We start from the raw sequence: 10,172 nt of genomic DNA, 5'->3' as shown, positions 1-10,172 counted from the left end.
CGCTCGTTCAGTGCAATGGTTCTCCCGCCACGAGGCGGCGTTATCGAGAGCCGTCCTCGCTCGTGGGAGCAGTGCTTGTGGCGGTGGCTCCTGCGGTGACTTCTTCGGTCGGAGGCTCGCTCACGTCTACGAAGTCAGAGGGATTGTTCTGCGATTGTACATCAGCGCCCGCGTCCTTCCGTTCGCGGCCCGGCTGGTACGGCGAGGGCTCGAGGCCGGGGTGACGACGCGTCTGCACGATGAGGATCGCGAGGCCGACGAGGACGCCGATGATCGCCGCGAGCACGTTGCTGCGCAGACCGAGGATGATCTCGCTCGGATCGATGCGGATCGACTCCCAGACGATGCGGCCCGCGCTGTACCAGATCAGGTAGATCGCGAACAGACGGCCCCACTGGAAGAAGAGCTTGCGCCCGAGCCAGAGCAGCACGATGACGCCCAACCCGTTCCAGAGGACTTCGTAGAGGAAGGTCGGGTGGAACAGCGTGCCCTCGGGGAGGCCCGGAGGGAAGGCCGAGTTCGTGGAAGGGATCTCCAGACCCCACGGCAGATCGGTGGGCAGCCCGAAGAGCTCGTTGTTGAACCAGTTGCCGAAGCGGCCCATGGCCTGAGCCAGCAGCAGTCCGGGGGCCAGGGCGTCCGCGAACGTCCAGAAGCGGATGCCCGTCCAGCGACACCCGAGGTACGCGCCGATGGCACCGCCGATGAGGGCGCCGAAGATCGCGATTCCGCCTTCCCAGATCGCCCACACCGAGCCCGGCTGGAAGGGGTTCCAGGTGTTGATCCCCTCGCCGAAGTAGTCGTTCGGGTGCGTCAGCACGTGGAAGATGCGCGCTCCGATGATCGCCAGCGGCACCGCGAGGATCGAGATGTCGATGACCACCCACGGCTCCGCACCGCGCTTGGTGAGGCGGTGGTTGGTCAGGAACGTGGCGGCGATGATGCCGGCGATGATGCACAGCGCGTAGAAGTGGATCCGGATCGGCCCGAGGTCGAAATAGGAGACCGTGGGGCTCGGGATGCTGGCGAGCACGTTCGTGAAGGTGCTGTGGAGCGCGAGTGACATGAGTGCGATTCTAGTTCTCGTGATCGGGGCGTACCGACGCGGTGCCGGTGGCCAGGTTGCGGGTGACTTCGGCGAGAGCGGATACGCCGCCGTCGCGCAGGGCTCGGACCAGGGCCGTGCCGACGATCGCGCCGTCGGCGTACTCCGACACCCCGGCGATCTGCTCGGCGGTCGAGATGCCGATGCCCACGCAGGCGCGGTGCGCTCCGTGGGCACGCAGGCGTCCGACCAGGGTCCGGGCAGCGCGGTCGAGTTCGGCGCGCTCCCCCGTGATGCCCATCGTCGAGACGGTGTAGACGAAGCCGGTGGACGACTTCACGACGAGGTCGAGACGCTCGTCGGAGGAGGTCGGGGCCGCCAGGAACACCCGGTCCAGGCCCGTCCGCTCACTCGCGGCGATCCACTCCCCTGCCGCGTCGGGCGTGATGTCGGGAGTGATGAGGCCGGCGCCGCCCGCCGCGAGCAAGTCGTCCGCATAGCGATCGATGCCGTACTGCATCACCGGGTTCCAGTACGTCATCACCAGGACGGGGACGTCGGTGGCCGCGGTGATCGCGCGGATCGCGGTGAAGAGGTCGGCCATCCGGAAGCCCGCGGCCAGTGCTTTGGTCGTCGCCTCCTGAATGATCGCGCCGTCCATCACAGGGTCGCTGTAGGGCGGGCCGAGCTCGATGATGTCGACGCCGTTCTCGGCGAGGGCGATGGCCGCCTGGATGCTCGTCTCGAGGTCGGGGAAGCCGACGGGGAGGTATCCGACGAAGGCGCTGCGGCCGGCGTCCTGGGCGCGCTCGATCGCCTGTTCGACACGGCTCATAGCTGCGGCTCCCCCTTCGCGGCCAGTTCTTCCTCTTCGCTCTCCGCGGAGACGTCGTGTGCCAGAGCAGCCTCGTCGTAGAGCTGGAAGTAGCGGGCGGCGGTGTCCATGTCCTTGTCGCCTCGGCCCGACAGGCAGATCGCGATCAGTCCATCGGGGCCGAGATCGCGCCCGATGCGCAGCGCGCCGGCGAGGGCGTGGGCCGACTCGATGGCCGGGATGATCCCCTCGGTGCGGCTGAGCAGGCGCAGTGCCTGCATCGCCTCGTCATCGGTGGCCGGGATGTACTCGGCCCGACCGATGTCGGCGAGCCAGGAGTGCTCCGGACCGACGCCCGGGTAGTCGAGCCCGGCGGAGATCGAGTGCGACTCGACCGTCTGGCCGTCCGCATCCTGGAGGACGTACGTCTTCGCGCCGTGCAGCACGCCGGGGCGCCCGCGCTCGATCGACGCCGCGTGCTTGTCGGTGTCGACGCCATCGCCGGCAGCTTCGACGCCGTAGAGCTTGACGCCCTCGTCGTCGAGGAACGCGTCGAACATGCCGATCGCGTTGGATCCACCGCCGACGCAGGCCACGACCGCGTCGGGAAGCCGACCCACCTCGTCGAGCAGCTGGGCGCGGGCCTCTTCGCCGATGATCTTCTGGAAGTCGCGGACCATCGCGGGGAACGGGTGCGGTCCCGCCGCGGTGCCGAAGATGTAGTTGGTGGTCTCCACCGACGCCACCCAGTCGCGATAGGCGTCGTTGATCGCGTCCTTGAGCGTGCGCGAACCTGAGGTCACCGGAACGACCTCAGCGCCCAGGAGGCGCATGCGCGCCACGTTGAGCGCCTGACGCTCGGTGTCGACCTCGCCCATGTAGATGGTGCAGTCCAGGCCGAACAGGGCGGCTGCGGTCGCGGTGGCGACGCCGTGCTGACCGGCACCGGTCTCGGCGATCACACGGGTCTTGCCCAGGCGCTTGGTCAGCAGCGCCTGACCGAGCACGTTGTTGATCTTGTGCGAGCCGGTGTGGTTCAGATCCTCGCGCTTGAGGAAGACGCGCGCACCACCGGCGTGCTCGGCGAACCGCGGCACCTCGGTGATCGCGGACGGGCGGCCGGCGTACGAGCTGAGCAGATGCGCCAGCTCGGACCGGAACTCCGGATCGGCGATCGCCTCCTCGTACGCCGCGGTCAGCTCATCGATCGCGGCGATGAGCGACTCGGGCATGAAACGCCCGCCGAACTCACCGAAGAAGGGGCCGTGCTGGTCGCGCAGGCTCATCATGCCTCCAGGAAACTCTTGAGAGTGGCGACGGGGTCGCCGGTCACGAGCGCCTCGCCGATCAAGACGACGTCAGCACCCGCGGAACGGTAGTGCACGACATCGGCGGGCGTGAGCACCGCCGACTCGGCGATCTTCACCGCCGTGTCGGGGATGCGCTCGACCAGGCGTCCGAACAGGTCGCGGTCGAGTTCGAGGGTCTTGAGGTCGCGCGCGTTCACCCCGATGAGCGGTGCACCCAGGTCGATCGCGGCTTCGAGCTCTTCGGCGGAATGCGTCTCGACGAGGGGGGTCATGCCCAGCTCGCCGATGAAACCGTAGAGGTCGCGCAGAACGTCGGGTTCGAGCCCCGCGACGATCAGCAGGACGAGGTCGGCACCCGCCGCACGTGCCTCGAGCACCTGGTAGCGGGTGGCGATGAAGTCCTTGCGCAGCACCGGAAGCGACACCCGGGCCGTCACGGCCTCGAGGTCTGCGAGGCTGCCGCCGAAGCGGCGCTCCTCCGTGAGCACGCTGATCGCCGATGCCCCGCCGGTCTCGTAGAGAGAGGCCTGGAGAGCCGGATCGGGGATCTCTGCGAGAGCTCCCCTGGACGGGCTCGCCCGCTTGACCTCGGCGATGATCTTGACACGATCCGCCGGTGCCAGGAACGACAGTGCGTCCTTGGCGGCGGGGCGCGCGAGCGCTTCTCGTTCGAGGGCGGCCAGCGGGCGCGACAGGGCGCGACGCTCAGCGTCTGCGACAGCGCCGGCCGTCAGGTCGGCGAGCACCATTAGTGCGCCTTCGGAGCGTACTTCGGACCCTTCACGCCGTAGCCGGCCTTCGCGAGCACCCAGCCGACGATCGCGCCGATCGGGATGAGCGCGACCGAGGCGACGACGAGGGCAGGCTGCTCGAAGCAGAAGGCGACGGTGCCGGCGGCGACGCCGACCAGCATGATCACGACGGCGGTCCAGGCTGCAGGCGAGTGTCCGTGGCCGGGGTCGGCGATCGGGTTGGTCATGTTCTCCTCCGGGGGACGACGTGCAGTTCGGAATCAGTCTATCGGGGTCAACGGGTCGGATCTGTTCCCCGGGACAGCTCGTCCCAGGAATCCACGGCGTCGACGGGGCCATTGTGCGCGACCTCGACGTGGTCGGTGCGGTAACGCCGGCCTCCGACCTTCCACCCACGCCAGGTCATCAGGACCACGACGGAGGCGAGAAGCAGCAGGGCCCAGCCCACCAGAGCGATGAAAGGCCAGGCCGAGGGCACGATGCTCACCACGACTTCACGGACCGCGTCACCACCGGCGAGGCCGGTCACCTCGGTGACCGTGGCGGCGACGGCGTCGAAGGGCTCGGCGAGCAGCAGCTGGAGTGTCGACCAGCCCAGGAACAGAGCCGTCGCCCCCGCGAGCACGCCGAACACCAGACGGACGACCTTGCCGGAGATCGACAGCGCGGCGCCGAGCGCCAACACCGCCAGGCTGAGCGGGGCGAGCAGCACCAGGGCGGACGCGCCGGGGACCAGGATCGCCTCGCCCGCGTCGGCGCGTTCGACCGTCAGCCATGTCTGGGTCGACGAGATGATGCCGATCGCACCGGCGAGGAGGAAACCGGAGACGGACAGGGAGCGGCCCCGCTGCGCGAAGGTCATGACTGCTCCGTCCCGGTGAGGGCCTGGAGATCGTTGGCGTCGAAACAGGTGCGCGTTCCGGTGTGACAGGCGGGACCGGTCTGCGCCACGAGGAGCAGGATCGCATCCCCGTCGCAGTCCAGACGGGCCTCACGCACGACCTGGATGTGACCGGACGTGTCACCCTTGCGCCAGTACTCCTGACGCGAGCGCGACCAGTACGTGGCTCGCCCGGACGTGAGCGTGCGGCGGAGGGCCTCTGCATCGACCCACGCGAGCATGAGCACCTCGTGCGTGTCCCACTGCTGCACGATCACGGGCGCGAGTCCGTCGGCGTTGAAGGCGACCTGGGCGATGCGCTCGTCCACGGAAGTCGCCTGCATGTCTGCGTCGGTCATCGTACGAGCACCCCTTCGGCGCGAAGAGCGTCCTTGACGTCTCCGACGGTGAGCGCACCGGTGTGGAAGACGCTCGCCGCGAGGACGGCATCCGCACCGGCCTTGATCGCCGGAGCGAAGTCGGCAGCCCGCCCGGCGCCTCCCGAAGCGATGACCGGCACGGAGGCGGCCTCCCGCATCAGGCGGACGAGCTCCAGGTCGAAGCCGTCACGCGTGCCGTCGGCATCGATCGAGTTCACGAGCAGTTCACCGGCACCGCGTTCCGCGGCCTCGCGCGCCCAGTCGAGGGCATCGAGGGTGGTCTGGGTACGGCCCCCGTGCGTGGTCACCACGAAGCCCGAACGCGTGGTGGGGGCCCGCTTCACGTCGAGGGACAGCACGAGTACCTGCGCACCGAACCGATCGGCGATCTCGCCGATGAGTTCCGGACGCGCGATCGCAGCCGAGTTGACCCCGATCTTGTCGGCGCCGACGGAGAGCAGACGTGCCACGTCGTCGACGCTGCGCACTCCCCCGCCGACGGTCAGCGGTACGAACACCTGTTCCGCCGTGCGCTGGACGACGTCGTAGGTCGTCGCCCGCGCATCCACGGTCGCGGTGACGTCGAGGAAGGTGATCTCATCCGCACCCTGCGCGGCATAGTGCCGGGCGAGTTCGACGGGATCGCCCATGTCGCGGAGATTCTCGAAGTTGACGCCCTTGACGACACGGCCGTCGGCCACGTCGAGACACGGGATGACACGGCTGGCGAGCGTCATCACAGCCTCGCGTTGTGGATCGCGGTGACCAGGATGGCCCGCGCACCGAGCGCGTAGAGCGCGTCCATCACGGGGTTGACGCGCGAGCGCGCGACCATCACCCGCACCGCCACCCACTCGGGGTCGCGCAGCGGTGAGACGGTCGGAGACTCGACGCCGCCGGCGATCTTCACGGCGTCGTCCAGGAGAGCGACGGGCAGGTCGTAGTCGATCATCACGAAGCGACGAGCGACCATCACACCGCGAAGGCGGCGAAGGAGCGTCTCCGCGCCCTCGGCATCGACGGGACCGGCGATGAGCACGGCCTCCGACTCCAGGATGACGGGACCGAACACCTCGAGCCCGGCCTGACGCAGCGTCGTTCCGGTCTCGACGACATCGGCCACCGCGTCGGCGACGCCGAGGCGGACCGCGGATTCCACGGCGCCGTCGAGCGGCACCAGATCGACCGCGATGTCGCGCTCGTCGAGGAACGCGTCGACCAGTCCCGGATACGACGTGGCGATGCGCAGGCCGTCGAGCTCGGTCACATCCGTGTAGCGCCCCGTCGGAGCGGCGAAGCGGAAGGTGGAGCCGGCGAAGCCGAGCGCTTCGATCTCCCGAGCGCCGGGCATACGCGCGTCGAGCAGGAGATCACGACCGGTGATGCCCACATCGATCGCGCCGGAGCCGACGTAGGTCGCGATGTCCTTGGGCCGGAGGAAGAAGAACTCGACGTCGTTCTCGGCGTCGATGACGTGCAGAGTCTTGGGGTCGCGTCGACCGGCGTAGCCCGCCTCGGCGAGCATGTCGGCGGCGGTCTCGGAGAGCGAGCCCTTGTTGGGAACAGCGATGCGCAGCATGGAGTGCTTTCAGTTCGAGGTGATCGGAACGGAGCGCATCACAGATGTCGGTAGACGTCCTGCAGGCTGATGCCCTTGGCGAGCATCATCACCTGGACGTGATAGAGCAGCTGCGAGATCTCCTCGGCGGCGGCTTCGTCGGACTCGTACTCGGAAGCCATCCACACCTCGGCGGCTTCTTCCACGATCTTCTTGCCGATCGTGTGCACACCGCCGTCGAGCTCGGCGACCGTTCCCGATCCCTCAGGGCGGGTCTCGGCCTTGACGCTGAGCTCGGCGAACAGCTCGTCGAAAGTCTTCACGCTTCCAGGCTAGCGGCTCTGGCGAGGTCTCTCAGCCGGGTGACGGCCGCCTCGACATCATCGGCGCCGTACACGGCCGAACCCGCCACGAAGGTGTCGGCACCCGCGGCGGCCGCGATCTCGATGGTGCGATCGGAGATGCCCCCGTCGACCTGGAGCCAGATCTGGGATCCTCTCCGACGCGCCTCCTCGGCGAGAGCGCGAAGTTTCGGCATCGTCTCCGGCATGAAGCTCTGTCCACCGAAACCGGGTTCGACGGTCATCACGAGGATCTGATCGAACTCGTCGAGCACGTCGTAGAGGGATTCCACGGGCGTCGCGGGCTTCACCGCGACTCCGGCCCGAGAGCCGATCTCGCGGAGCCGGCGCGCCAGCGCGACGGGGTCGTCCGCGGCCTCGAGATGGAAGGTGACGCTCGCCGCGCCGATCTCCGCGTACTCGGGAGCCCATCGCTCGGGATCCGTGATCATGAGGTGCACATCGAGCGGGATCGGGCTGGTCGCCTGGATGCGCTCGACCATCTGCGGACCGAACGTCAGGTTGGGGACGAAGTGATTGTCCATCACGTCGACATGCGCGAAATCAGCGATCGCTATCCGGGCGAGATCCGCCTGCATGTTCACGAAGTCGGCGGCGAGGATGCTCGGGTTGATGCGCGGGGCGCGAGGCAGTTCCACGGTCCTAGTCTTCCTTCCCTGATGGAGTGTTCTCCGTTGCGGTGCGCTGCAGGAGCGCGAGGAACATGGCATCCGTCCCGTGGCGGTGCGGCCAGAGCTGAGCACTACCCGAACCCGTCCGGCCTTCGTCGGCCAGATCGATCGGCGAGCGAGCGACGTCGGCGATCGCCGCACGGGCGTCGAGCTCGACGATGTCCGCGCGGTCGCGCAGCACCTCCTTCACGACCCCTGTGGTCTCGGCGAGGTGTGGCGAGCACGTGACGTAGGCGACGATCCCGCCGGGGGCGAGAGCGTCCAGGGCCGCCGAGAGCAGCTCCACCTGGAGCGGTACCAGTTCGGCGACATCGGCCGGAGACTTCCGCCACCGCGCCTCAGGGCGACGGCGCAGTGCGCCCAGGCCTGTGCAGGGAGCATCGACGAGGATACGGTCGAACTCCCCCGGCCGAGCCGACGCGAGTGCACGCCCGTCCTGCTCGTGCACGACGATCTCGCCGGGTACGGCTCTGAGCGCCTTGCGCACCAGTCGCGCCCGGACCGGAACGATCTCGTTCGCCTCCAGAGTGACCTCGTGCTCGTGCGCCACTGCGGCCAGGAGAGCGGTCTTGCCGCCGGGGCCGGCGCACAGATCGAGCCAGCGCTCGCCGGCGGTGATCGGAGCGGCACCGGCCAGGGCGAGCGCCACGAGCTGGGATCCCTCGTCCTGCACGCGCACCGTGCCACCGGAACCCTCGACCGCACGACGCGGATCGCCCCCGGGAGACACGAACGCCGTCGATGCGTAGGGAAGGCGGGGTTCCCCCGGCTCGGCCAGCCCCGGAAGGGCGACGAGTGTCACATCCGGCGAGGCGTTGTCGGCCTCGAGGAGCGCCTCCAGCTCCTCGCCACGGCCCTCCGCCGCGAGAGCACGGCGCAGAGCGCGGATCACCCACACCGGGTGCGCGGCGCGCAGCGCCAGCCGCTCATCGTCGGACCGCGCGTGCTGCTCGATGCGCGTCTGCCATTCTTCGCCCGATTCACGGGTGATCCTGCGGAGAACCGCGTTCGCGAAGCTCGACGCTCCTCGTCCGGATTCCGTGGCCACGAGGTTCACGGACTCGTTGACGGCCGCGTGCGAGGCGACACGCGTGGCGAGCAGCTGATGCACCGCGAGGCGCAGCGCATCGAGGACGGCGGGGTCGATGCTGTCCGGCGAGCGATCTGCCGCGGCGGCGATGATCGCGTCATAGGTGCCGAGGCGCCTCAGCGTGCCGTAGGTCAGCTCGGTGGCGAGAGCCGCATCCTGAGGCGTGAGTCGCGCCTCAGCGATCGCCGTGGGGAGCACGAGGTTCGCGTAGGCGTCGGTCTCCGACACCGCGCGCAGCACGTCGTAGGCCACCCGTCGGGCGGGCTGCACGGTGCGGACGGGGCTGCGCTGACCACCACGGCGCCCGTCTGTCGCACCTCGCGCGCCACGCGGTCGCCCGTTCGATGGCGTGGATCGGCGGCTCCGCCCTTCGTCGCTCATGCTCCGGCCACCAGTTCGTCGCCGCCGCGCAGACCACGCCACCAGTCGACTGCATTCATCGCGCCCTTGCCAGCGGGCTGGACCCGCGTGACAGCGAGTGGTGTGGTGCCCGTGCCGATGTGGAGGGCGGTCTTGGTGCCCCGGAGACGCCCGGGAGCGAGCGATTCGGCATCCGGCGCCGGAGCCGCTTCGAGCACCTTGAGAGGCTGACCCGCGACGGTCGTGTGTGCTCCCGGCTCGGGGGTCACGCCGCGGAAGCGGGCGAACACGGCGTCGAGCGGCTGATTCCAGTCGAGCAGTCCGTCGGCGAGGGTGAGCTTGGCGGCGAAGGTCGGCTCGCCCTCCTGGGGAACCGCCAGCGCCGTGCCGTCCGCGATCGAGGAGACCACGTCTGCGGTGAGTCCGGCACCTTCCGACGCGAGCGCTTCGAGGGCCTCCCCTGCCGTCGCGGTCTCTGGAACAGCGACCGCGTGCGTCGCGAACACATCGCCGGCATCCAGCTCAGCGACCAGCTGGAAGACGCTCGCTCCGAGCACCGCGTCTCCGGCGATCAGAGCGCGCTGTACCGGTGCCGCTCCGCGCCAGGCGGGCAGCAGCGAGAAGTGCAGGTTGATCCATCCTGCTCTCGGCGCCGAGAGCAGGGGTTCGCGCACCAGGCCGCCGTAGGCCACGATCACGCCGAGGTCCACCTCGAGCGCAGTGATCTCGGCTGTCACGGCATCGTCGAGCCGGGCGGCCTTGATGATCGGGAGCCCCAGTTCCTCGGCCGCCTGAGCCACCGGCGACGCGGTCAGCACGCGACGACGCCCGAGAGGCGCGTCCGGTCGAGTGACGACGGCAGCGATGTCGTGGGATGCCGCGAGACGGCGAAGGGTGGGCACAGCCGCAGCGGGTGTGCCGGCGAAGACGAGGCGCATGAAGGTTCTCCG

Annotated in this window: 13 protein-coding genes; all 13 read right to left on the bottom strand. The window is 69.2% G+C overall.

Annotated features, from left to right (window positions below; translation table 11 throughout):
* Nucleotides 1–40 precede the first annotated feature (40 nt).
* Genes lgt through fmt form a run of 13 tightly spaced genes read right to left on the bottom strand, consistent with a single transcriptional unit; the run spans nucleotide 41 to nucleotide 10,160 of the window.
* Nucleotides 41–1,066 carry a prolipoprotein diacylglyceryl transferase gene (gene lgt, locus ACP699_RS02465; RefSeq protein WP_055868158.1) on the bottom strand — a complete coding sequence of 342 codons (1,026 nt, stop codon included), beginning with the start codon at nucleotides 1,064–1,066 and terminating at the stop codon, nucleotides 41–43.
* A gap of 10 nt (nucleotides 1,067–1,076) precedes the next feature.
* Nucleotides 1,077–1,880, bottom strand: a complete 804-nt coding sequence (gene trpA / locus ACP699_RS02460) for a tryptophan synthase subunit alpha (protein WP_426168895.1) — start codon at nucleotides 1,878–1,880, stop codon at nucleotides 1,077–1,079.
* A complete protein-coding gene (gene trpB, locus ACP699_RS02455) occupies nucleotides 1,877–3,145 on the bottom strand; it encodes a tryptophan synthase subunit beta (RefSeq protein ID WP_055868152.1) in 1,269 nt (422 codons plus the stop codon). The genes trpA and trpB overlap by 4 nt, the downstream gene beginning before the upstream one ends.
* The gene (trpC, locus tag ACP699_RS02450; protein WP_174799579.1) at nucleotides 3,145–3,915 is read right to left on the bottom strand and encodes an indole-3-glycerol phosphate synthase TrpC; all 771 of its coding nucleotides are present in this window, start codon (nucleotides 3,913–3,915) and stop codon (nucleotides 3,145–3,147) included. The genes trpB and trpC overlap by 1 nt, the downstream gene beginning before the upstream one ends.
* Before the next feature lie 2 nt (nucleotides 3,916–3,917).
* Complete coding sequence (locus tag ACP699_RS02445) at nucleotides 3,918–4,148, bottom strand: HGxxPAAW family protein (RefSeq protein WP_017830578.1); 231 nt, start codon at nucleotides 4,146–4,148, stop codon at nucleotides 3,918–3,920.
* A gap of 47 nt (nucleotides 4,149–4,195) precedes the next feature.
* Nucleotides 4,196–4,783, bottom strand: a complete 588-nt coding sequence (locus ACP699_RS02440; RefSeq protein ID WP_426168891.1) for a Trp biosynthesis-associated membrane protein — start codon at nucleotides 4,781–4,783, stop codon at nucleotides 4,196–4,198.
* Nucleotides 4,780–5,160, bottom strand: a complete 381-nt coding sequence (hisI, locus tag ACP699_RS02435; protein WP_200942468.1) for a phosphoribosyl-AMP cyclohydrolase — start codon at nucleotides 5,158–5,160, stop codon at nucleotides 4,780–4,782. Before hisI ends, ACP699_RS02440 begins: the two co-directional genes overlap by 4 nt.
* Nucleotides 5,157–5,918: an imidazole glycerol phosphate synthase subunit HisF gene (gene hisF / locus ACP699_RS02430; protein ID WP_055868143.1), complete on the bottom strand. Its 762-nt coding sequence runs from the start codon at nucleotides 5,916–5,918 to the stop codon at nucleotides 5,157–5,159. The genes hisI and hisF overlap by 4 nt, the downstream gene beginning before the upstream one ends.
* Nucleotides 5,918–6,760, bottom strand: coding sequence for an ATP phosphoribosyltransferase (hisG, locus tag ACP699_RS02425; RefSeq protein WP_055872502.1), 843 nt, complete (start codon nucleotides 6,758–6,760; stop codon nucleotides 5,918–5,920). Before hisG ends, hisF begins: the two co-directional genes overlap by 1 nt.
* Nucleotides 6,761–6,798: 38 nt before the next feature.
* Entirely contained in the window at nucleotides 6,799–7,062 is a 264-nt protein-coding gene (locus tag ACP699_RS02420) for a phosphoribosyl-ATP diphosphatase (protein ID WP_017830573.1), read from the bottom strand.
* Complete coding sequence (rpe, locus tag ACP699_RS02415; protein ID WP_426168885.1) at nucleotides 7,059–7,739, bottom strand: ribulose-phosphate 3-epimerase; 681 nt, start codon at nucleotides 7,737–7,739, stop codon at nucleotides 7,059–7,061. Before rpe ends, ACP699_RS02420 begins: the two co-directional genes overlap by 4 nt.
* Before the next feature lie 4 nt (nucleotides 7,740–7,743).
* On the bottom strand, nucleotides 7,744–9,243 hold the full coding sequence (locus tag ACP699_RS02410; RefSeq protein ID WP_426168882.1) for an RsmB/NOP family class I SAM-dependent RNA methyltransferase: 1,500 nt from the start codon (nucleotides 9,241–9,243) through the stop codon (nucleotides 7,744–7,746).
* A complete protein-coding gene (gene fmt, locus ACP699_RS02405) occupies nucleotides 9,240–10,160 on the bottom strand; it encodes a methionyl-tRNA formyltransferase (protein WP_151486379.1) in 921 nt (306 codons plus the stop codon). Before fmt ends, ACP699_RS02410 begins: the two co-directional genes overlap by 4 nt.
* Between the last annotated feature and the right edge of the window lie 12 nt (nucleotides 10,161–10,172).

Source organism: Microbacterium sp. DWRC1-3 (assembly GCF_049896645.1).
Taxonomy (GTDB): domain Bacteria; phylum Actinomycetota; class Actinomycetes; order Actinomycetales; family Microbacteriaceae; genus Microbacterium; species Microbacterium maritypicum.
This window is presented reverse-complemented; position numbering and strand designations above follow the sequence as displayed.

Excerpts from the sequence above, each read along its gene's own strand:
- fmt (WP_151486379.1), bottom strand. The coding sequence starts at position 10,160 with ATGCGCCTCGTCTTCGCCGGCACACCCGCTGCGGCTGTGCCCACCCTT.
- trpB (WP_055868152.1), bottom strand. The coding sequence starts at position 3,145 with ATGAGCCTGCGCGACCAGCACGGCCCCTTCTTCGGTGAGTTCGGCGGG.
- ACP699_RS02410 (WP_426168882.1), bottom strand. The coding sequence starts at position 9,243 with ATGAGCGACGAAGGGCGGAGCCGCCGATCCACGCCATCGAACGGGCGA.
- hisI (WP_200942468.1), bottom strand. The coding sequence starts at position 5,160 with ATGACCGACGCAGACATGCAGGCGACTTCCGTGGACGAGCGCATCGCC.
- ACP699_RS02440 (WP_426168891.1), bottom strand. The coding sequence starts at position 4,783 with ATGACCTTCGCGCAGCGGGGCCGCTCCCTGTCCGTCTCCGGTTTCCTC.
- hisG (WP_055872502.1), bottom strand. The coding sequence starts at position 6,760 with ATGCTGCGCATCGCTGTTCCCAACAAGGGCTCGCTCTCCGAGACCGCC.
- trpA (WP_426168895.1), bottom strand. The coding sequence starts at position 1,880 with ATGAGCCGTGTCGAACAGGCGATCGAGCGCGCCCAGGACGCCGGCCGC.
- hisF (WP_055868143.1), bottom strand. The coding sequence starts at position 5,918 with ATGACGCTCGCCAGCCGTGTCATCCCGTGTCTCGACGTGGCCGACGGC.
- ACP699_RS02445 (WP_017830578.1), bottom strand. The coding sequence starts at position 4,148 with ATGACCAACCCGATCGCCGACCCCGGCCACGGACACTCGCCTGCAGCC.
- lgt (WP_055868158.1), bottom strand. The coding sequence starts at position 1,066 with ATGTCACTCGCGCTCCACAGCACCTTCACGAACGTGCTCGCCAGCATC.